Origin of the sequence: uncultured Microbacterium sp. (assembly GCF_947632095.1) — a bacterium.
GTDB lineage: Bacteria > Actinomycetota > Actinomycetes > Actinomycetales > Microbacteriaceae > Microbacterium.
Genome location: NZ_CANROA010000031.1, coordinates 1 through 21,658 on the forward strand (window position 1 = coordinate 1; position 21,658 = coordinate 21,658).

21 protein-coding genes are annotated in these 21,658 nt (G+C 68.3%); 15 read left to right on the plus strand and 6 right to left on the minus strand.

Annotated features, from left to right (window positions below; all coding sequences use genetic code 11):
* The first annotated feature begins 36 nt into the window (after positions 1-36).
* The 9 genes from rpmI (at position 37) to pheT (ending at position 8,532) form a co-directional block, all read left to right on the plus strand.
* Positions 37-234, plus strand: a complete 198-nt coding sequence (gene rpmI, locus Q0Z66_RS08810) for a 50S ribosomal protein L35 (protein WP_087133207.1) — start codon at positions 37-39, stop codon at positions 232-234.
* Between the two features lie 32 nt (positions 235-266).
* Complete coding sequence (gene rplT / locus Q0Z66_RS08815; protein WP_298040293.1) at positions 267-653, plus strand: 50S ribosomal protein L20; 387 nt, start codon at positions 267-269, stop codon at positions 651-653.
* 81 nt (positions 654-734) lie between these two features.
* Positions 735-1,547 carry an RNA methyltransferase gene (locus Q0Z66_RS08820; protein WP_298040295.1) on the plus strand — a complete coding sequence of 271 codons (813 nt, stop codon included), beginning with the start codon at positions 735-737 and terminating at the stop codon, positions 1,545-1,547.
* Positions 1,548-1,662: 115 nt separating this feature from the next.
* A complete protein-coding gene (locus Q0Z66_RS08825) occupies positions 1,663-2,412 on the plus strand; it encodes an amino acid ABC transporter ATP-binding protein (RefSeq protein WP_298040297.1) in 750 nt (249 codons plus the stop codon).
* A 32-nt stretch (positions 2,413-2,444) separates the two neighbouring features.
* Positions 2,445-3,347 (plus strand): glutamate ABC transporter substrate-binding protein, encoded by a 903-nt coding sequence (locus tag Q0Z66_RS08830; RefSeq protein ID WP_298040298.1) that lies wholly within the window; start codon positions 2,445-2,447, stop codon positions 3,345-3,347.
* 64 nt (positions 3,348-3,411) lie between these two features.
* Complete coding sequence (locus Q0Z66_RS08835) at positions 3,412-4,068, plus strand: amino acid ABC transporter permease (RefSeq protein WP_298040300.1); 657 nt, start codon at positions 3,412-3,414, stop codon at positions 4,066-4,068.
* Positions 4,065-4,976: an amino acid ABC transporter permease gene (locus Q0Z66_RS08840; RefSeq protein ID WP_298040302.1), complete on the plus strand. Its 912-nt coding sequence runs from the start codon at positions 4,065-4,067 to the stop codon at positions 4,974-4,976. Before Q0Z66_RS08835 ends, Q0Z66_RS08840 begins: the two co-directional genes overlap by 4 nt.
* A gap of 11 nt (positions 4,977-4,987) precedes the next feature.
* A complete protein-coding gene (gene pheS, locus Q0Z66_RS08845; RefSeq protein ID WP_298040304.1) occupies positions 4,988-6,028 on the plus strand; it encodes a phenylalanine--tRNA ligase subunit alpha in 1,041 nt (346 codons plus the stop codon).
* Positions 6,028-8,532, plus strand: a complete 2,505-nt coding sequence (gene pheT, locus Q0Z66_RS08850; RefSeq protein WP_298040306.1) for a phenylalanine--tRNA ligase subunit beta — start codon at positions 6,028-6,030, stop codon at positions 8,530-8,532. The genes pheS and pheT overlap by 1 nt, the downstream gene beginning before the upstream one ends.
* A 74-nt stretch (positions 8,533-8,606) precedes the next feature.
* Here the strand turns inward: pheT and Q0Z66_RS08855 are convergent, their stop codons facing one another.
* The 6 genes from Q0Z66_RS08855 to mvk are packed head-to-tail and all read right to left on the minus strand — an operon-like array spanning position 8,607 to position 14,921.
* Entirely contained in the window at positions 8,607-9,764 is a 1,158-nt protein-coding gene (locus Q0Z66_RS08855; protein ID WP_298040308.1) for a hydroxymethylglutaryl-CoA synthase, read from the minus strand.
* Complete coding sequence (locus Q0Z66_RS08860) at positions 9,761-10,816, minus strand: hydroxymethylglutaryl-CoA reductase (protein ID WP_298040310.1); 1,056 nt, start codon at positions 10,814-10,816, stop codon at positions 9,761-9,763. The genes Q0Z66_RS08855 and Q0Z66_RS08860 overlap by 4 nt, the downstream gene beginning before the upstream one ends.
* Positions 10,817-10,848: 32 nt before the next feature.
* Positions 10,849-11,937, minus strand: coding sequence for a type 2 isopentenyl-diphosphate Delta-isomerase (fni, locus tag Q0Z66_RS08865; RefSeq protein ID WP_298040312.1), 1,089 nt, complete (start codon positions 11,935-11,937; stop codon positions 10,849-10,851).
* Entirely contained in the window at positions 11,927-13,018 is a 1,092-nt protein-coding gene (locus Q0Z66_RS08870; protein WP_298040314.1) for a phosphomevalonate kinase, read from the minus strand. Before Q0Z66_RS08870 ends, fni begins: the two co-directional genes overlap by 11 nt.
* Positions 13,019-13,023: 5 nt before the next feature.
* A complete protein-coding gene (mvaD, locus tag Q0Z66_RS08875) occupies positions 13,024-13,977 on the minus strand; it encodes a diphosphomevalonate decarboxylase (protein WP_298040316.1) in 954 nt (317 codons plus the stop codon).
* Positions 13,974-14,921, minus strand: a complete 948-nt coding sequence (gene mvk, locus Q0Z66_RS08880; RefSeq protein ID WP_298040319.1) for a mevalonate kinase — start codon at positions 14,919-14,921, stop codon at positions 13,974-13,976. Before mvk ends, mvaD begins: the two co-directional genes overlap by 4 nt.
* Before the next feature lie 402 nt (positions 14,922-15,323).
* Here mvk and argC point away from each other — a divergent pair, with 402 nt between their 5' ends.
* From argC to Q0Z66_RS08910, 6 genes are read left to right on the plus strand one after another with little or no spacing between them, the layout of a single operon-like run.
* Positions 15,324-16,367, plus strand: a complete 1,044-nt coding sequence (gene argC, locus Q0Z66_RS08885) for an N-acetyl-gamma-glutamyl-phosphate reductase (RefSeq protein WP_298040321.1) — start codon at positions 15,324-15,326, stop codon at positions 16,365-16,367.
* A complete protein-coding gene (gene argJ, locus Q0Z66_RS08890; RefSeq protein ID WP_298040323.1) occupies positions 16,364-17,521 on the plus strand; it encodes a bifunctional glutamate N-acetyltransferase/amino-acid acetyltransferase ArgJ in 1,158 nt (385 codons plus the stop codon). Before argC ends, argJ begins: the two co-directional genes overlap by 4 nt.
* Entirely contained in the window at positions 17,518-18,432 is a 915-nt protein-coding gene (argB, locus tag Q0Z66_RS08895; protein ID WP_298040325.1) for an acetylglutamate kinase, read from the plus strand. Before argJ ends, argB begins: the two co-directional genes overlap by 4 nt.
* On the plus strand, positions 18,429-19,646 hold the full coding sequence (locus tag Q0Z66_RS08900) for an acetylornithine transaminase (RefSeq protein ID WP_298040327.1): 1,218 nt from the start codon (positions 18,429-18,431) through the stop codon (positions 19,644-19,646). Before argB ends, Q0Z66_RS08900 begins: the two co-directional genes overlap by 4 nt.
* The gene (gene argF / locus Q0Z66_RS08905; RefSeq protein WP_298040329.1) at positions 19,643-20,566 is read left to right on the plus strand and encodes an ornithine carbamoyltransferase; all 924 of its coding nucleotides are present in this window, start codon (positions 19,643-19,645) and stop codon (positions 20,564-20,566) included. The genes Q0Z66_RS08900 and argF overlap by 4 nt, the downstream gene beginning before the upstream one ends.
* Positions 20,567-20,574: 8 nt before the next feature.
* Complete coding sequence (locus tag Q0Z66_RS08910) at positions 20,575-21,651, plus strand: heparan-alpha-glucosaminide N-acetyltransferase domain-containing protein (RefSeq protein WP_298040330.1); 1,077 nt, start codon at positions 20,575-20,577, stop codon at positions 21,649-21,651.
* Positions 21,652-21,658 lie beyond the last annotated feature (7 nt).

The window sequence follows — 21,658 nt, forward strand, 5'->3', positions numbered from 1 at the left end:
CGTCGCCTGAGAAGGCGCCATACGAAGGAAGAGAAGATGCCGAAGCAGAAGACCCACTCGGGTGCTAAGAAGCGCTTCAAGATCACGGGTAGCGGCAAGCTGAAGAAGCAGCAGGCCGGTATGCGCCACAACCTCGAGCACAAGTCGAGCCGTCGCACGCGTCGCCTCAACCAGGACCAGGTGCTCTCGAAGGCTGACACCAAGGTCGCGAACAAGCTTCTCGGTCGCGGCTGAGCGCCCGAACGCACGAATAGGAACACAGGAAAATGGCAAGAGTTAAGCGGGCGGTAAACGCCCACAAGAAGCGTCGCGTCATCCTTGAGCGCGCATCCGGCTACCGTGGTCAGCGTTCGCGCCTCTACCGCAAGGCCAAAGAGCAGGTCATCCACTCGCTGGTCTACTCGTACCGTGACCGCCGCAAGCGCAAGGGCGACTTCCGTCGTCTGTGGATCCAGCGCATCAACGCTGCTGCCCGCCAGAACGGCATCACGTACAACCGCTTCATCCAGGGCCTCGGTCTTGCCGGTGTCCAGGTCGACCGTCGCATGCTTGCCGAGCTCGCGGTGAACGAGCCCACGACTTTCGTGGCCCTCGTCGAGGTCGCCAAGAAGGCTCTGCCTTCGGACGTCAACGCTCCGAAGTCGGCTGCGTAAGCATCCTTCACAGAAATGGGCGTCTCCCTTCGGGGAGGCGCCCGTTTCCGCATTATCGGGCATCATCCCTAGACTGAGAACGTGCTGGAGAATCCTCGATCCCCGCGAGTCCGTGCCGTCGCCAAGCTGTCCAAGCGCAGTGCGCGGACGGAGCGCGGACTGTTCCTCCTCGAAGGACCGCAAGCGGTTCGCGAGGCGTTGGGCTACAGCCCAGATGCCGTCGTCGAACTGTTCGCGACGAGCGCGGGGTGGGACCGGCACATCGATCTGCACGGCGCCGCGCGGGCGAACGGCATCGAGGTCGAGTTCGTCACGGACGACGTCCTCGGCGCCATGGCGGATACCGTCACCCCGCAGGGCGTCATCGCCGTGGCACGGCAGACGCCCGTTTCCGTGGCGGACATCTTTGCGGAGCGCCCTCGTCTCGTCGCGATCTGCGAGGAGATCCGCGATCCGGGGAACCTCGGAACGATCATCCGAGCGGCGGATGCCGCGGGTGCCGACGCCGTGATCCTGACGGGACGCACGGTCGATCCCTACAACCCGAAGGTCGTCCGATCGACGACCGGTTCGCTCTTCCACCTCCCGATCGCGGTGGGTGCGGATCTCGACGACGTCGTGCGCCGTGCGCATGAGGCCGGATTGTCGATCCTCGCAGCCGACGTCAAGGGCGATGACCTGCTCGCGGCTCGGGCCGAGGGCGTGCTGTCCGGCCCGACCGGTTGGTTGTTCGGGAATGAGGCCCATGGCCTGGAGGATTCCGCGCTGGAGCTGGCCGACCATGTGCTGCGATTGCCGATCTTCGGCAAGGCCGAGTCGTTGAACCTCGCGACGGCCGCGAGCGTTTGCCTGTACGAGAGCGCGTTCACTCAGCGCGCCGGCGATGCGGGCTGAGTCCGTTCCGCTGATCGCCGCGCGTTGATCGAGACAGCTCGCCTCTCGGTTACAACTCGATAACCCGCATGGGCTGACTCTGGCCCAGGGGGCCTCGTGCTCCTATGGTGGGGGCATGACCGAGACTGGTGCACCCCTTGTCGTCGTCGACAACGTCCAGAAGCACTACGGCGATTTCCAGGCGCTGACCGATATCGACCTCACGGTCAATCGCGGCGAGGTCGTCGTCGTGATCGGGCCGTCGGGCTCGGGCAAGTCGACGCTGTGCCGAACGATCAACCGTCTTGAGACGATCACGAGCGGATCCATCACGATCGACGGCGCGGAGATCCCGGCCGAGGGCAAGGCGCTGGCGCGTCTGCGTGCCGATGTCGGAATGGTGTTCCAGTCGTTCAACCTGTTCGCGCACCTGACGATCCTCGAGAACGTGACGCTCGGACCGATCAAGGTGCGCGGGCTGAAGAAGGCAGATGCCGAGAAGGAGGCCCACGAGCTGCTGACGCGCGTCGGGGTCGACCAGCAGGCGTCGAAGCTCCCCGCCCAGCTCTCCGGCGGCCAGCAGCAGCGCGTCGCGATCGCGCGTGCTCTGGCGATGCATCCGAAGGTCATGCTCTTCGACGAGCCGACCAGCGCCCTTGACCCCGAGATGATCAACGAGGTCCTCGATGTGATGGTGCAGCTGGCGAAGGAGGGCATGACGATGGTCGTCGTGACCCATGAGATGGGCTTCGCGCGCAAGGCAGCGGATCGCGTCGTCTTCATGGCCGACGGCCGCATCATCGAGGAGGAGACGCCGGAGGAGTTCTTCACGAACCCGAAGACCGACCGCGCCAAGGACTTCCTCTCCAAGCTTCTGACCCACTGACCCCTGCACGACAGCACACGAAGGAGACGGACATGCGACGCACACGGACACTGGCAGGTCTTGGGATCGCCGTAGCGGCAGTACTCGCGCTGACGGGCTGCAACAGCGGTACCCCGACGGACCCGGGCAGCGGGGGCGGCGACGACGGCGGCGATGCCGGAGCGATCTGGGAGGTCGCGACCGACGTCTCGCTCGAGGGCAGCCCGACGTTCGACGCCATGACGAAGCGCGATGGAGTGATCATCGGGGTGAAGGAGGATCAGCCGGGGCTCGGATATCTCGACGTCACGACCCAGGAGCGCAGCGGTTTCGATGTCGACATCGCACGGTGGATCGCCGCCTCGCTCGGCTTCGACGAGAACCAGATCGAGTACAAGCCGATCGCATCCGCGAACCGCGAGCAGGCGATCGTGAACGGCGAGATCGATTACTACGTGGGCACCTATTCGATCAACGACAAGCGCAAGGAGCTGATCGACTTCGCCGGCCCGTACTTCATCACCGGTCAGGGACTGCTGGTCGGGGCTGACGCCGAAGACGCCGAAGCCATCGAGGACTTCAACGGCAAGACGGTCTGCTCCGCCACAGGATCCACACCGATCCAGAACATCAAGGCGAACTTCCCGGAGATCACGACGGTCGAATACGACCTGTACTCGGCGTGCGTCGAGGATCTGCTCAACGGCAAGGTGGATGCCGTTACCACCGACCAGGCCATCCTGATCGGCTATGCGGCGCAGTACCCCGATGAGATCAAGGTCACGGGCGGACTGTTCACCGAGGAGCGCTACGGGGTGGGTCTCGCCAAGGGCGACACGGTTCTGCTGGATCACATCAACGCGCTGTTCACGGATGGCGGCACGACCTGGCAGGCCATCTTCGACAAGAACCTGGGATCGTCCGGCATCACGGTCGACCAGCCTGTCGTCGACTGATCGCGCGCAGGGGGTGATCCGGTAGTCGGATCACCCCCTCAAAAACTCGGAAGGGGAGGATGACGTGGACGTCATCTTCGGCAACCTCGACCTGTGGGGCGAGGCGATCACGAACACGTTGCTGGTATTCCTCGGCGGCGGCGTGATCGCGCTGGTGCTCGGGATCATCATCGGTGCCATGCGGGTCTCGCCCGTGCCGATAGCCCGCGGTGTGGGCACGGTGTACGTCAACATCGTCCGCAACACCCCTCTCACCCTCATCTTCTTCTTCTTCGTCTTCGGGTGGGCCCCTCTCGGGATGCCCAACCTCGATAACACGGTGCTCGGGATCATGGCGATCGGCATCTACACGGCGACCTACGTCGCCGAGGTCCTGCGCGCCGGCATCAACACCGTTCCGGTCGGACAGGCCGAAGCAGCGCGAGCAATCGGTCTGCCCTTCGGTCAGGTGATGACCCTCGTGGTGCTTCCGCAGGCCTTCCGCTCCGTCGTCCCGCCGATGATGAGCGTCTTCATCGCCCTGCTGAAGAACACCACGGTCGCCGCGGGCTTCTCCGTCGCAGAACTCGCTGCGCTGCGCGCCACCATCTACGACGGCGCCGACCGGCCCGGAAACCCCATGGAGGTTCTCCTCTGGGTGGCAGCCGTGTTCGTGGTGCTGGTGCTCGCGCTGAGCATCGTTCAACGAAGACTCGAGAACCGATGGAGGATCGTGCGATGACTTCCGTGCTCTACGACGTCCCCGGCCCGCGTGCGGTTGTGCGCAACCGCATCATCGCCGTGCTGACCGTCGTCGTGGTCGTCGGGCTCATCGGGCTCATCGGCTACCGTTTCTGGGACTCCGGACAATTCTCCGCGTCGAAGTGGTACGTGTTCAGCTTCAGCACCGTGTGGGAGCAGATCCTCACGGCGCTCGGCAACACGCTCGCCGCCTTCGCGCTGGCCGCCGTTCTCAGCCTGCTCCTCGGCTTCGTCCTGGCGATCGGCCGGCTCTCCGAACATGCGTGGGTGAGCGTGCCGGTGATGCTGATCACGGAGCTGTTCCGCGCGATCCCCGTTCTCGTGCTCATGATGATCCTCTTCTTCGGACTCCCGGTCGTCGGAGTCAAGATGCCGTCCTACTGGGCAGTGGTCATCGCCTTGACGGTCTACAACGGATCCGTGCTGGCAGAGGCGCTGCGCGCGGGAATCGAGTCCTTGCCCCGCGGGCAGAAGGAGGCGGGTTACGCGATCGGGCTCCGAAAGAGCGGCGTGATGGCGTTCATCCTGCTTCCGCAGGCGGTTCGGGCGATGCTGCCGGTGATTGTCGCGCAACTCGTCGTGACGATGAAGGACACGGCGCTCGGCTTCATCATCACCTACCCGGAGCTGCTCTACTACGCGAAGCTCCTCAGCAGCCAGCAGGGGCGTCCGCTGCTGCAGTCCGCTTTCGTCATCGGCGGCATCTACATCGTGATGTGCCTGCTCCTCTCCGGTATCGCCAAGTGGCTCGAAGTGCGCACACGCCACTCGCCCAAGCTCAAGGCGCTCGCCGCAGATCAAGCCGCCGTCATGCACGAGGGCACCGATACCGAACTGATCGCCGCCCAGATCCCCCCGGAGGAAGGCGCACAGGGCCCACGCCGGTAGACTCTTGTCTCGTGTCTGATGCCCCTGAAATCACGCCCGAGGCGGTGGAATCCGCCGTCGCCGCTGCGCTCGCCGCGATCGGTGCCGCCGCCAGTACCGCAGAGCTGAAAGCCGCTCGCGCGGCACACGTCGCCGAGGGATCGCCGCTGGCCGTGCTCAACGCGTCGATGCGCCAGGTGGCGCCCGAGCACAAGGCGGCCTTCGGCAAGCTCATCGGGCAGGGCCGCGGCCAAGTGACCAAGGCTCTCGCCGCGAAGGAGGCCGAGCTCGCCGAGGCTGAAACCGTCGCGCGCCTCGAGGCCGAGCGCGTCGACATCACTGCCGTCTCGACCCGCACGCGCGTGGGGGCGCGGCATCCGCTGCCCCTCCTTCAGGAGGAGATCTCCGACATCTTCGTCAGCATGGGCTGGGAGGTGGCCGAGGGCCCGGAGCTCGAGCACGAGTGGTACAACTTCGATGCGCTCAACCTCGATCCCGATCACCCGGCGCGTCAGATGCAGGACACGTTCTACGTCGACCCGACCAGCCGCCACCTCGTGATGCGCACGCAGACGAGCCCCGTGCAGATGCGCACCATGCTCGATCGCGAGGTTCCGATCTACATCGTCTCGCCCGGCCGCGTGTTCCGCACCGACGAGTACGACGCCACGCACCTGCCTGTCTTCACCCAGGTCGAGGGCCTCGTGATCGACAAGGGCATCACGATGGCCCACCTCAAGGGCACGCTCGACCACCTCGCACGCCAGCTCTTCGGAGCCGAGGCGAAGACCCGCCTGCGCACGAACTTCTTCCCCTTCACCGAGCCGTCCGCCGAGTTCGACCTGTGGCACCCGACCTTCACCGGCGGTGCGCGCTGGATCGAGTGGGGAGGCTGCGGAATGGTCAATCCGAACGTGCTCCGCGCGGCGGGCATCGACCCGGAGGAGTACAGCGGCTTCGCCTTCGGCATCGGCGTCGAGCGCGGGCTCATGTTCCGCAGCGACGTGCAGGACATGCGCGACATGGCAGAGGGCGATATTCGATTCAGCGAGCAGTTCGGGATGGTGGTGTGATGCGCGTCCCGCTTTCGTGGTTGCGTGAGTACGTCGACATGGCAGCGGATGCCACGGCGGAGGACGTCTTCGCGTCGCTCGTGTCCGTCGGCTTCGAGGAGGAGGAGCTGCACGGCTTCGAGCTCTCCGGCCCGGTCGTGGTCGGCCAGGTGCTCTCCTTCGAGGAGGAGCCACAGAAGAACGGCAAGACCATCCGCTGGTGCCAGGTCGATGTCGGCGAGGAGAACGGCGGCATCCGCGGCATCATCTGCGGTGCGTCGAACTTCGCCGTCGGCGACAAGATCGTCGCGACGCTGCCCGGCGCGGTGCTGCCCGGCCCGTTCCCGATCGCCGCGCGCAAGACCTACGGTCACGTCTCTGACGGCATGATCGCCTCGGCCCGCGAGCTGGGGCTCGGCGATGAGCACAACGGCATCCTGATCCTGTCGAGCATCGGCGTCGATGCCCCCGTCGGCACCGACGCGATCGCGCTCCTGGGCCTGGATGACGAGGCCGTCGAGATCAACGTCACGCCCGACCGCGGCTACGCGTTCTCGATTCGCGGCGTCGCCCGCGAGTACTCGCACGCCACCGGCGCGGACTTCCGCGACCCGGCCGAGCACGAGTGGATCGACGTCGAGCCGGGCACCGGCTTCTCGCTAGCGGTCGACGCGGAGCCGATCCGCGATAGCAGGGCCGTGCAGGAGTTCGTCGTGCGGGTCGTGCGCGATGTCGACCCGTCGCGTCCGACTCCGCCGTGGATGGTGGCGCGCCTGTCGCTGGCCGGCATCCGCTCGCTGGGCATCCTCATCGACATCACCAACTATGTGATGCTCGAGCTCGGCAACCCGATCCACGGTTACGACCTCGACACCCTGCAGGGCGGTATCACCGTCCGCCGCGCCGCGGCGGGTGAGAAGCTGACGACGCTCGACGGGCAGGAGCGCTCGCTCCATGTCGAGGACCTGCTCATCACCGACGAGTCCGGCCCGATCGGCCTCGCCGGCGTCATGGGCGGCGGCACGACCGAGATGACGGATGCCACGCGCAACGTCCTCGTCGAGGCGGCCATCTTCGATCCGATCTCGATCGCGCGCACCGCTCGTCGGCACAAGCTGCCGAGCGAAGCGTCCAAGCGCTTCGAACGGGGCGTGGACCCGCTGATCCCGTTCGCTGCGGCCAAGCGCGTCGCGGACCTCATGGTCTCGCTCGCCGGCGGAACGCTCGACACCGAGCTCGGCGGAGCCCTGTACTCCGACGTCGAGATCGACGGCATCGATCTGCCGGCCGAGTTCGTGCCGAACCTCATCGGCGTCGACTACACCGACGAAGAGATCGTCGGAGCACTCGAGACGATCGGCGCGGAGGTCGCCGACATCGCCGAGGGCTGGCAGGTCATCCCGCCCAGCTGGCGCCCCGATCTCACCGACAAGTGGACACTCGCCGAGGAGGTCTCCCGCATCCACGGGCTCGACCGCATCCCCTCGATCCTGCCGGTCCCTCCGGCCGGCCGTGGTCTCACCCCGCTGCAGCTGGGTCGCCGCCGCGTCGCGAATGCGCTGGCTGCGTCCGGCCTCGTCGAGACCCCGACGTTCCCGTTCACGACCGACACGCTGAACGACCTGCACGGATCCTCCACGGGGGAGGAACTGCCGAGCATCAAGCTTGCGAACCCCCTCGACGGGCAATCGCCGTTCCTGCGCCGCTCGCTCATTCCGACGCTGCTGCCGACCGCTCACCGCAACATCGCACGCGGGCTGACGGATCTCGCGATCTTCGAGATCGGCGCTGTATTCCTTCCCGAGCCCGGCGTCGCCTACGGTACGGTCGATGTGCCGCCTCTGGGCGAACGTCCCTCGGACGAGAAGCTCGCCGAGCTGAACGCATCGATCCCCGCGCAGCCACGGTTCCTCGCCGCGCTGTTCACCGGCAACGTGACCCCGCGCCAGCCGGGCCGTGAGGCCGAGGCATACGGACTCAGTGAGGCTCTTGACACGGTGCGCGTGATCGCCGCTGCGGCCGGCGTCTGCATCGAGGTGGTGCAGACGCAGCGCGCGGCCCTCCACCCGGGGCGCGCGGGCCTGCTCACCGTGGACGGCCGTGAGGTCGGCTACGTCGGCGAGCTGCACCCGAATGTGTCGGCGGATGCCGATATCCCGGGGCGGGCGATCGTGCTCGAGCTCGACCTGGACGCTGTGCTCACCGCCGCCGGGGAAAAGGTCGTCGCAGCATCGCTCTCGCGCAACACCGCGGCCACGCAGGATGTCTCGCTCGTGGTCCCCGCAGAGGTGACCGCAGCCGAGCTGCAGGCTGCTCTCGTCGAGGGCGCCGGCGACCTGCTGGAGTCCGTGCGCCTCGTCGACGACTATCGCGGCCAGGGCATAGAGGACGGGCGCAAGAGCCTGACGTTCGCGCTGCGCTTCCGGGCATCCGACCGCACCCTCACCGCGGCGGAGGCGACCGAGGCGAAGCTCGCCGGCGTCGCCGTGGCGACCGAGCGGTTCGGGGCGACGATCCGCGACTGATCGTCTCTTCCGCGCAGAAGGGCGGGGTGCGGGCCGAAGCCCGCACCCCGCCCTTCTGCGTCGGTCCGGAGGGGTCAGCCGATGTGCTCGTACTGGCGCGCTCCGCCGCGGATGCCGGCGAAGCGGAAGGGTCCCGTCGTCGTGCGCGGCGTCTCGGTGTCCGTGCCGCTCGGGTACGACAGGGCGTGCAGCCGCTCGTACTCGGCGATGGGCAGAGGTGCCCGGGCATCCAGCATCCGGCTCACGCGCGCCGAGCGATCCTCGCGCCCACCCTGGGGGAGGACGCGGGCCGTCAGCAGCTCTCCGACGCTGCCGGATCCGTAGCTGAACAGGCCGACCCGTCGGCCATCGAGATCGGCGCGGGCATCGATGAGCGCGGCCAGAGCGACGTACAGCGAAGCCGTGTAGCTGTTGCCGAGGCGTCGGTTGTACGTCGACATGGCGACGAGATCGTCGTCGGCGAGCTCTGCGCCGAGGTGCGCGGCCAGGCGCCGCTGCGCCTTCGCCGCCATCTTCGTGAACGGCTGGTGGTAGGCGAAGGCGGCGATGTCCGCAGCGGTTACCCCGCCTCGGGCCTGCAGATCATCCCATGCGCCGAGCAGTGCGTCGATGTACGCCGACATCGACAGCTTGCCGTCGACGAGGGCCGTCGAGGAGTCGTTCGGCCGCCAGAAGTCATCGACGTCGGCGGTGAAGACGCCGGAGACCGGATCGATCTCGAGCAGCGCCGGATCGGCGCTGACGAGCATCGCGACGGAGGCGGCACCCTGCGTGGGCTCGCCGGCCGAGTCCAACGCGTAGCGGGCGACATCCGCGGCGATGATGAGAACGTGCTCGGCGGGATTGCGGGCGACGATGCCCAGGGCCATCTGCAGTGCAGCGGTGCCGGCGTAGCAGGCCTGCTTCAGCTCGACCGCGCGCACATCTGCTCCGAGGCCGAGCAGGCCGTGGGCGAAGACCGCGGCCGACTTCGACTGGTCGATGCCCGACTCGGTCGCGAACAGGAGCGTACGGACGCCGTCTGCACCGGTGCGCGCGAGGAGCGCCCGGGCCGCCGCCGCGCCCATCGTGACGATGTCCTCATCGGGTGCCGGGAAGCTCATCTGGTCCTGGCCGAGGCCGATGCGGAATTTGTCGGGGTCGACGCCGCGCGCGACGGCGAGATCGGCGAGATCGACGACGTGGTGGGTCGTTCCGATCTCGATGTCGTGGATGCCGATCGAGCGGTTCATCGTGCGGCCTCGCCGCGCTCGAGCTTGCGGTGCACCTTCATCAGCTCGCCGGGGTTGGTCTGTGCAGCCAGCAACGACAGCTCGCCGCACAGCACCGTCGCCGCGGTGATCGCCGCGAGGCGACGGGCGTTTCCGCCGCTGTCGCGGTCCTCCCGGCATCCGAGTCGCTCGAGCGCCTTGTCGACGTGGGGCAGGCCCTTGCCGTTTCCGACCGTCCCCATGATCAGGTGGGGCAGGGAGCAGGAGAAGTAGAGTCCGTCTTCGCGGTCCTCCGCGTAGGTGATGCCCTGCGAGCCCTCGACGATGTTCGCCGCGTCCTGGCCGGTGGCGAGGTAGATGGCCAACAGCATGTTCGCGTAGTGCGCATTCGCCGAGCGCAGGGCTCCGGCGATCGTGGAGCCGACGAGGTTCTTGCGCACGACGAGGTCGGCGACGCGGCTCGCATCGGTGCGCAGCACATCGCGGACGATGTCGTGCGGGATGAGGATGTCGGCGACGACACTGCGCCCGCGCCCCAGGATGCCGTTGACCGCGGTGGCCTTCTTGTCGGAGCAGAAATTGCCCGAGATCGAGCCGTACTCGATGCCGATGCCCCAGGAGAGGATGCGCTCCATGAGCGCCTCGGAGGCGGCGGTGACCATGTTGTGGCCAGACGCATCGCCCGTGGTGAACGCGAAGCGCACGAACAGCAGGCTGCCGACGATCTCGGGGTGGATCTCGATGAGCTTCGCGAAGCGGCTTCCGGCGCGGACGACCTCGGCGAGCTCGTCCTGACGGGCGGAGATCTCGTCCGCCGCGCGATGTGCGGCGATGGCATCAGAAGCGTGGAAGAGGACCGAACGGGTCATCTTCTCACCGACGACGACCGTCCGGATCCCTCCTTCGACGGTCCGACTGACGCGCGCACCGCGACCCACGGAGGGCCACAGCGGCGACTCGTACGTCGCCAGCGGCACTTCGATGTCGCCAGCGGCGTCATCGCCGCTGATTCGGATCGGTCCGACCCAGCGGGTCGGGATCTCGGTGGGGGAGTGATCACTGCGATAGCTCATCGTTCGTCCTCGTCGGTCAGCTGTGTCGGGTGTCAGTCGGGCGAATCGGTCGCCCGGGATCGGGTGGAGAAGGAAGCCGCGTCGATGCCGCGCAGCGCGCAGAATTCGCCGAGATCGCCGCGCACGAGAAGGTCGGTGCTCACGAGGGCCGCGGGGGAATCGGCACCCAGCAGCGCCATGATGGAGCGGATCTGATCGAGCCAGCGCTGGATCATCACGATCAGGGCATCGGCGCCGCCCTCTACCGCGGCATCGAGGAAGACCCCGGCGACTCCTACGGCCCGGGCCCCCAGCGCGAGCGCCTTGACGACATCGAAGGGGTTGCGCACGCCACCGGAGGCGAGGAGCGCGGGGAAGCCTGCCGGTGCATCGAGCAGCGAGGCGGGCGCGGACTGGCCGAAACCGGTCAGGAAGGAGAGGCCGCCATCGGCGTGCCGGTCGTTCTCGATGCGGAGGAAGTCGGTGCCGCCGCGCCCGCTGACATCCGCGATCCGCACGCCCAGGTCGCGCAGGCGCATCAGCGTCTCGCGGCTGAGGCCGAAGCCGACCTCCTTGATGATGACCGGCACGGGGGATGCGGCGATCATCTCCTCGAGCGAGGCGTGCCAGGACGAGAGGTCGCGGGCGCCCTCGGGCATCGCGATCTCCTGCACGGGGTTGATGTGGATCTGCAGCGCGTCGGCCTCGAGCAGGTCGACGGCGCGGCGCACATCGTCGCCGCCGCGGCCGATGCCGAGGTTCGCGAAGACGAGGCCGTCGGGGTTCTCATCGCGCACGATGCGGAAGCCCGTGGAGGTGGACGGGTCATCCACCGCGATGGATGCGGAACCGGTGCCCATCGCGATGCCCGTCTCGCGCGCGGCGATGGCGAGCTCGCGGTTGATGGCGGCGGTGCGCGTGGTGCCGCCGGTCATCCCATTGATGTACAGGGGCGCCGACCAGCGCATGCCGTCGACGTGAGTGCTCAGATCGATCGCCGCCGTGTCGATGCCCGCGAGGGCGTGGTGCACGAACGCGAGGTCGTCGAATTCGCTGTGCGCACCGGTGGGGCGGCTGCCCGGTGCCAGACGCAGGTGGTCGTCCTTGCGGGCCGCGCGTGCGCGCGAGTCCTCAGCGGCCATCGCCGTCCTCCTCGGGGTCGTGCACGGTCAGGGCGAGATGCTGGATGCCGTGCGCCACCCAGTCCTCCGCGATCAGGGCTTGCGCGGTGCCGGGCTCGACGAGAGCTATACCGCAGTCGCCGCCGCCCGCACCGGAGGGCTTGGCAACCGCGCCGTGCCGCTCGACGATGTCGCACATTGCGCGCAGCCGGTCGGTCTCGATGCGGATCCCGGTGGATGCGTCGAGCTCCTGTAGCAGTCGTCGGACGCGTCGGATGGCGGGTTGCACGGGGGTCTCGTCGGCGCCGAGTGCGGCAACGATCACCTCCACGTTCTCCCGGCTCCCGGCGCGGAAGAGGGCGCGCTGCCGCTCGTGGTCTTGCTCGGAGCGCTGCACGCCGTCGACGAGACGTTCGGTGGAGGCGGGGGAGCCGGTCCACCCGACCATCAGCTCCAGCGTGCGCGGCGCGGGCAGAGGTGTGATCGTGCAGATGTCCCACAGGGGCGCCGTCATGGTCGCGGGGAGCCCGTGCGCGGTGCGGTGGGCGCGCAGCGCCTCCCGATCCGGGGAGGTGTAGCGAATCCATCCGCCATAGGTGCTGGCGGCGATGTCTCCGCCCGAGGCCCGCGGAGAGAGCTCGATCGTCGTGAGCAGACCCAGCCGGAATCGTTCGAGGCGGGTGAGGCCGAGACCGTAGAACTGCTCGAGCGCCGAGATGACGGCCACCGTCACGGCCCCGGAGGAGCCGAGGCCGAACTTGCGCCCGGAGGGGTCGTCGAGCTCGCTGCCGATGTGCAGGTCGAAGTAGCGGGGTTCGATTCCTCGCGCGGCACGCAGCTCTTCGACGGCGTCGATCGCGGCGGCGACGAAGTCCACGGGGGCGTGCTCGAGCACGATGCGGTCGCCGGCATCATCGCGAGCCCAGACGCGCGGCTGGTCGCCGTAGGCCGTGGAGTGGATGCATCCGCTGCTGTTCTCGGAAGCGGAGACGCGAACGCTCAGGTAGCGGTCGACGGCGACGAGGATCGCGGGCTCACCGGGCTCGACGACAGCGTATTCGCCGGCGATGAAGAGCTTGCCCGGGGCGCGCGTCTCGATCACGGGATTCACTCCTCGGAGATGAGGGCGGCACCGGGGCCGGGTCCGACGACCGCGACGCGGCCGAGGTCGCCGAGGCGTTCGGCGACGGCGTCGGCGTCGGCGGGGCGAGAGATCACCACGACGTTCGGGCCGGCATCTGCGGTGGCGTATGCTTCGAGGCCGTCTTCGCGGAGGCGCTCGACGGCGTCGAAGACGGCGATGCTGCGCGCGGTCAGGTAGCGGATCGGCGGCTCGGCTGACTGGATGACCGCGTGCATGCGCAGCGCGTTGGATTCCGTGAGCTGACCGAGACGGGTGAAGTCGTCATCGGCGCACGCTTGGAGGGCCAGGTCGAGGCTTTGCGCGGTCGACTCGACCCACGCGCTGTGGAAGGGAGAGGTCGCCGCGGTGCGGCGCATGGCCTCACGGCTCGTGACGCTCTTGTGGCTCTCGTCCACGAAGACGATGATCATGCGGAAGTCGGGGCCGGAAACGTCTTCGGCGCAGGAGGATTCGTCGTCGCCCGCGTGCCACATGGCGAGTCCCGGGAAGATGGAGCGGGTCGCGGAACCGGAGCCGCGGCGGGCGAGACGGCTGAGGTCGCGCGCCGACAGATCGAGTCCATAGGCGTCGGCGGCCGCGGTCGCGAGCGCCGCGAATCCGGAGGCGGAGGAGGCGAGGCCGGCGCCGGTGGGCGCCTCGTTGCGGGTCACGACGCGGGCGTGCGCGGTTGATCCGGACCATTCGCGCACGATGTCGAGCAGGCGGGTCACACGGCGCACCTGCTCGGGGGTCGCTTCTGCGCCGTTCAGCTCGAGGCTGTCGTCGTCAGCCTCGGGGACGAGGGTCACGGTCGTCGTGGTCGCGAAGGTGTCGAGCGTCAGGGACAGGCTGCCGGCGGCCGGCAGCATCAGCTCCTCATCCGCCTTTCCCCAGTACTTGATCAGAGCGATGTTCGGGTATGCGCGAGCGGTGCTCATGCTTCTCCTGCCGTGAGAGTCCAGGTGCGGGGGGCCCCCGCATGTCGCAGCGCCGTTTCCAGGCGTTCTGCGTGCGGTTCGGATTCGGCGAGGGCGATGACGCAACCGCCGAGGCCTCCGCCCGTGAGCTTTGCTCCGAGCGCGCCGGCGGCGCGTGCCGCGTCGACGAGCGCGTTCAGACCGGGGGTGCTGACGCCGAGGTCCACGAGGCCCTGGTGGGCGCGGTCCATCTCGGAGCCGACCGCGCGCGCATCGCCGGTCTGCATCGCGGTGACGGCGCGCTCTGCGCCCGCGGCGAGGTCGAGCATGATCCCGTCGATGCGCTCGGGTTCGGCATTGCGCCGGCGGCGCACATCGCCCACAGCCTCGGAGGTCGAGCCGGGGATGCCGGAGTCTGCGATGACGAAGGTGAGGGGCTCGGCGAAGGTCAACGTGCTGATCTGGCCCTGGCGGAACAGGATCGGACCGTCAGCGACGACGGCATAGGCATCGAGCCCGCTGGGGGCGCCGTGCGCGACGCGCTCGGCCTCCTGGATGATGCGGTGGCAGTCCTGCGCGTCGAGGTCGCGATTGGCGAGGGATGCCACGGCGCGGGCGATCGCACCGGCGACGGCCGCGCTGGATCCGAGTCCGCGCTCGTGCGGGATGCTGCTGCCGATGCGCACCCAGAGGCCCGGCGTGAGCGGGGCGATGCGGCGGATGGCTGCGCGGATCGCGGTGACGACCGGGAGCAGATGGTCGGGCGCGCGCTCGGCTTCCCCGGAGTAGAGGGCACTGTCGATGTGGATCCCGCTGGCCTCCGGACGCACATGCACCGTCGCTGCGAGTCGGGTCATGGGGAGGGCGACAGCGGGGGCGCCGTACACGACGGCGTGCTCCCCGAACAGGATGATCTTGGCGTGCGAGCGCCCGTCGCCGGTCAGGCGCGGCGCGGTGCTGGGCACCGCGTAACTCACGCGTTTCGACCGATGACGTTGGCGGTGCTCGGCATGAACCTTCTCCTTGTGATCGCCTTAGCGCTCGATTCTAGTCACCTCGGCGGGGAGTCCTCTGAGAGTGCAGGGGCGCGTTCGTCGGGCTGGTGACCGATTTGCCGGATACGCGCTTGCGGCGCTAAGGTCTCCGCATGCTTCCGGTTGCGCCCGCATCGAACACGCTCGTCCCGAGCGCGTTCATCGTGCGCCGACGTCGCGGACGCCGACTCTAGGCGACCCCGTGATCTCCGGCTGCGGCTTCCGCGCACCGGCACCGGTGTCGCCGCCTCCGCCCCTTCGGCATTCCGAAGGTCCTCCCTTTCCGCAGTCAAGCATCAGGGACCGAGGGTCCCGCACCGTTAAGGTAGAAACATGACGTATACCGTCGCCGTCTCCGGCGCATCCGGCTATGCGGGTGGCGAAATACTGCGCCTGCTGGCAAGCCATCCCGATATCGAGATCCGCACCGTCACCGCGCATTCCAACGCGGGACAGCCGCTGATCCAGCATCAGCCGCACCTGCGCTCACTCGCGCACCTGACGCTGCAGGACACGACGCCCGAGATCCTCTCGGGTCACGACATCGTGTTCCTCGCGCTTCCGCACGGGCAGTCGGGGCAGTACACCGATGCGCTCGGCGACGTTCCGCTCGTCATCGACGCGGGCGCCGACCACCGTCTGACCTCCGAGGAATCCTGGGACGCCTTCTACGGCGGCCACTTCCACGAGCCCTGGTCCTACGGAGTCCCCGAGCTTCCCAGCGGCACGGGCAAGCTGCGCGAGGAGCTCGTCGGCACGCGGCGCATCGCCGCCCCGGGATGCAACGCCTCCACGGTCAGCCTCAGCCTCGCCCCCGGTGTGGCGGCGGGCGTCATCGCCGCCTCCGATATCGTCAGCGTCCTCGCCGTCGGCCCCTCGGGAGCCGGCAAGAGCCTGAAGACGAACCTGCTCGCCAGTGAGATCCTCGGTACCGCGAACCCCTATGCGGTCGGCGGAACGCACCGGCACATTCCCGAGATCCAGCAGGCCCTTCGCCAGGCCGGCGCCACGGATGTGCGCATCTCGTTCACTCCGGTGCTCGTGCCCATGGCCCGCGGCATCCTCGCCACATCCACTGCGCCGATTCTTCCCGGCGTCACGGATGCGCAGATCCGAGAGGCATGGGAGAGCGCCTACGCCGATGAGACGTTCGTCCAGCTCCTTCCCGAGGGCCAGTTCCCGCGCACAGCCGATGTGCTCGGTGCGAACCTTGCGCTGATGGGTCTCGCGATCGATCGTGCCGCGAACCGTGTGACCGTCGTCACCGCGGTCGACAACCTCGTCAAGGGCACCGCCGGTGCCGCCATCCAGTCCATGAACATCGCGCTCGGCCTTCCCGAAGACCGTGCCCTGACCATCAACGGAGTAGCACCGTGAGCGTCACCGCGCCCCAGGGATTCGAAGCGGCCGGTGTCGTCGCGGGTCTGAAATCAACAGGAAAACCCGATCTCGCCGTCGTCGTCAACCGCGGCCCCCGGAAGGTCGGCACAGCCGTCTTCACGAGCAACCGTGCCAAGGCCAACCCGATCATCTGGTCGCAGCAGGTCGTGGCGGATCGCACGGTCGAGGCTGTCGTGCTGAACTCCGGCGGTGCGAACTGCTTCACGGGGGAGTTCGGCTTCCAGACGACTCACCTCACGGCCGAGAAGGCCGCCGAGCTGCTCGAGGTCAGCGCGGGCGATGTCGTCGTCTGCTCGACGGGCCTCATCGGCACGGGCGACCAGACGTTCCGCGACAAGGTGATCGCCGGAACGACGCACGCCATCGCGGAGCTCTCGGCCGAGGGCGGCGAACTCGCCGCGCAGGCGATCATGACGACCGACACGGTCGCCAAGACCGAGGTGATCACGCGCGACGGGTGGACGATCGGCGGCATGGCGAAGGGTGCGGGAATGCTCGCGCCGGGCCTGGCGACGATGCTCGTCGTCATCACGACCGACGCCGATCTCGACCCCGCGGAGGCCGATGCGGCACTGCGCGCGGCGACCGGGCGCACCTTCGACCGCCTCGATTCCGACGGATGCATGTCGACCAACGATCAGGTGACGCTGCTCGCGAACGCGGCCAGCGGCATCCGCCCCGACCTCGAAGCCTTCACCGAGGCTCTCATCGAGCTGAGCGATCGCCTCGCCGAGAAGCTGCAGGGCGACGCCGAAGGCGCGAGCCACAACATCACGATCCGGGTGACGAACGCCGCCTGCGAGCAGGACGCGGTGGAGGTCGGCCGCTCGGTCGCCCGCAACAACCTCTTCAAGGCGGCGATCTTCGGCAATGACCCGAACTGGGGGCGCGTGCTCGCCGCCATCGGCACCACGAGCGCGGAGTTCGACCCCTACGACGTCGATGTCTGGATGAACGGCGTCCGCGTGTGCACGGCCGGCGGTCCCGACCGCCCGCGCGAGGACGTCGATCTGACCCCGCGCGCCACCGATCTGCTGATCGACCTGCGCACCGGCGACGCCGAGGCGACGATCCGCACCAACGACCTCACGCACGACTACGTCCACGAGAACAGCGCGTACGCCTCATGACCGATATCCAGGACACCCCGGCCGAGGTCGCTGCCGAGAAGGCTTCGACCCTCATCGAGTCGTTGCCGTGGCTGAAGAAGTTCCGCGATCAGATCGTCGTCGTCAAGTACGGCGGCAACGCCATGGTCTCGGACGAGCTTCAGGAGGCGTTCGCGCAGGACATCGCGTACCTGCGCTACGTCGGCGTGCAGCCGGTCGTCGTGCACGGCGGCGGCCCGCAGATCTCGAACATGCTCGACAGGCTCGCGATCCCCAGCGAGTTCAAGGGCGGCTACCGGGTCACCAACACCGAGGCGATCAGCGTCGTGCGCATGGTGCTCACCGGTCAGGTCAACCCGCAGCTGGTGGCGAAGATCAACTCGCACGGCCCCATCGCCACCGGGCTCAGCGGCGAGGACGCCGGACTCTTCGGCGGCCGCCGCCGCGGAGTCGTCATCGATGGCGAGCAGGTCGACCTCGGCCGCGTCGGCGATGTCGTGCAGGTCGACCCGACCGCGGTCCTCGACCACCTCGCGGCCGGTCGCATCCCGGTGATCTCCTCGATCGCCCCGGACCTCGACAACCCCGGGCAGTCCCTGAACGTGAACGCGGATGCCGCGGCGTCCGCCCTCGCCGTCGCCCTCGGCGCGCGCAAGCTGGTCATCCTCACCGATGTGCCGGGCCTCTACGCCGACTGGCCGAACCGCGATTCGCTCGTGTCGCATCTCACCTCCCCGCAGCTCGTCCAGATGCTGCCGTCGCTGGAGTCGGGCATGATCCCGAAGATGCGCGCCTGCCTGGATGCGGTGGAGGGCGGCGTCGACGCCGCGGCGATCATCGACGGACGCGTACCGCACTCGGTGCTCGTCGAACTTTTCACCAGCAAGGGGATCGGAACAGAAGTGGTACTCGGAGAAGGGGTGACGGCGTGACCGTCTGGCAGGATGAAGCGGCGCGGGATCTCGCGCTCAACGCAGGACAGCGGCTCGCACTGCTCACTCGCGGCGAAGGGTCGTACCTGTGGGACGGCGAGGGCAATCGTCACCTCGACTTCCTCGCCGGAATCGCGGTCACCTCGCTCGGGCACTCCCACCCGGCGTTCGTCGAAGCGGTCTCCTCGCAGGCCGCCGTGCTCACGCACGTCTCGAACTACTTCGCCACCCCGCCGCAGCTTGCGCTCGCCGCACGTCTCAAGCGCCTCGCCGGCGCCGGCATCGAGGGTCGCGTGTTCTTCTCGAACTCGGGCGCCGAGGCGAACGAAGCAGCGTTCAAGCTCGCCCGTCTGCACGGCGGCGCCGAGCGCCCGCGCATCATCGCCCTCGAGCAGGCCTTCCACGGCCGCACCATGGGATCGCTCGCGCTGACCGCGAAGAAGGCTTACCGCGCCCCGTTCGAGCCCATGCCCGGTGGCGTCGAGCACATCCCGGCGACGATCGAGGCGCTCGAGGCTGCCATGGACGATCGTGTCGCCGCGGTCTTCGTCGAGCCCGTCCAGGGCGAGGCCGGCGTCGTCGAGCTGCCGGAGGGCTACCTCGCGGCGGCTCGAGCGCTGACGCTCGAGCACGGCGCGCTGCTCATCGTCGACGAGATCCAGACCGGTGCCGGACGCACCGGCGCATGGTTCGGGTTCTCGCACGAGGGCATCACACCGGATGCGATCACCCTGGCCAAGGGCATCGGCGGCGGCTTCCCGATCGGAGCACTCGTCACCTACGGCGCCGCCAGTGCCCTGCTCACCCCGGGGTCGCACGGATCGACGTTCGGCGGCAACCCGCTGGGCACCGCAGTCGCCAACGCCGTCCTCACCGAGATCGAGGATGCCGGCCTGGTTGAGAACGCGGCCGTGCGGGGCACCCAGCTGCGCACCCTGATCGAGGGCATCGGCTCACCCCTGGTCGAGTCCGTACGCGGGCGCGGTCTGCTCCTGGGCGTCGCATTGAGCGAACCCGTTGCCGGCGACGTCGTCGCTGCGGCTCAGGCCCGCGGCCTGATCATCAACGCTGCGAACCCGTCGACCGTGCGCATCGCCCCAGCACTGAACATCGGTGACACCGAGATCGAAGAATTCCAGACCCTGTTCGCAGCATCCCTCGCCGACGTGCGGGAGAGCCACGCGGCATCCGCAACCGGAAAGGTTTCCGCATGACCCGCCACCTGCTGCGCGACGATGATCTGACACCCGCCGAGCAGGCAGAGGTCCTCGACCTCGCGCTCGAGCTGAAGAAGGACCGCTGGGCCGATAAGTCGCTCGCGGGCCCGCAGACCGTCGCCGTCATCTTCGACAAGTCCTCGACCCGCACGCGCGTCTCGTTCGCGGTCGGCATCGCCGATCTCGGCGGCTCGCCGCTGATCATCTCGACGGCCAGCAGCCAGCTCGGCGGCAAGGAGACGCCCTCCGACACCGCCCGCGTGCTGGAGCGCCAGGTCGCGGCGATCGTGTGGCGCACCTATGCGCAGTCGGGCCTGGAAGAGATGGCGAACGGCACGCGCGTTCCCGTCGTCAACGCCCTCTCGGACGACTTCCACCCCTGTCAGCTGCTCGCCGATCTGCTCACCATCCGCGAGCACAAGGGCGACCTGAAGGGGCTGACCCTCGCGTTCTTCGGTGATGGGCAGAGCAACATGGCGCACTCCTATGCGCTGGCCGGCGTCACCGCGGGCATGCATGTGCGCATCGCGGCCCCGGAGTCGTATGCGCCGCGAGCCGATGTGATCGCCGACGCCGAGCGTCGTGCGGCGGAGACCGGCGGATCGATCACCCTGTTCACCGATCCCGCCGAAGCCGCGGCCGGTGCCGACGTCGTCGTCACCGACACGTGGGTGTCGATGGGCAAGGAAGAGGAGAAGATCGCGCGCATCCGGGACCTCGGCGGGTACAAGGTCACCGAGGAGACCATGAAGCTCGCCGATCCGGAATCGATCTTCATCCACTGCCTGCCGGCAGACCGCGGTTACGAGGTCGACGCCGAGGTCATCGATGGCCCCCAGAGCGTGATCTGGGACGAGGCGGAGAACCGGCTGCACGCGCAGAAGGCCCTGCTCGTCTGGCTGCTGCGCCAGAGCTGAGGCACCGGATGCGGGACGCACTGTCACGTTTGGACGGTGCGTCCCGCATCTCCGGAATCGACCTGGCCCGCGGGCTCGCGGTCATCGGAATGCTCGCCGCGCATCTGCTCATGACCGCGGACTCCTTCGTCTGGAATGACCCGTCCACATGGACGGCGGTGGTCGACGGGCGCTCCTCGATTATGTTCGCTGTGCTCGCCGGGGCGTCGATCGGCATCGTCACGGGCGGGCGCGAACCGCTCGCACGGCCGGAGATGGAGGTCGCCCGGATCAGACTGCTGATCCGGGGGTGCATCCTGTGGGTCATCGGCATCCTGCTCGCGCTGACGGGTGTCCCCGTCTACGTGATCCTGCCCGCCTACGCGATCCTCTTCATCGCGGTGATCGGTTTCGTGGGGCTGCGGGCGCGAACCGTGCTGATGATCGCCGCTGCGATCGCTCTCGTCATGCCGTTCGTGCAACCGTTGCTCGATGATCTGCCGTTGTGGCGCGCACCGGTCGGTGCGGAGATCGAGACCTACATCGGATGGCACTATCCGTTCACCCTCTGGCTCGTGTTCGTCCTGGCGGGCCTGGGCGCGGCGCGCACGGGCCTCGCGCGATTGAGGATTCAGATCAGGATGCTGGTGCTCGGCGCCGTCGTCTCGATGCTCGGTTATCTGCTCGCGCTTGTCCGAGTTCCGGGATCGTCGTATCTGGATGCGGCGTTCACGGCAGTACCGCACTCCGGTGGGATCGGGGAGGTCATCGGCTCCGGAGGTTTCGCCGTCGCTGCCATCGGCGCCTGCCTGCTGCTGTGCCGGCTCCGAGCGGTGCGGATGCTCTCCCTGCCGGTGCGGGCCATGGGTTCGATGCCGCTGACCGCCTACATCGCGCAGCTCATCGTGTGGGCTGTTGCGGCAGCGGTCCTTCTCGGCGACACCGCTGACCTCAACGGTTTCCTCGCCCTGGCGCCCTTCTGGTCGATGACGGTCGGGATCCTCGTGGGGTGCACGGCGTGGGCGCTGCTCTTCGGGCGCGGACCGGTGGAGTGGGCGCTGGCCAAGCTCTCCGGGTTCGTCGGCTCCGGGCCTGTACGCCAGTAGGCTGGAG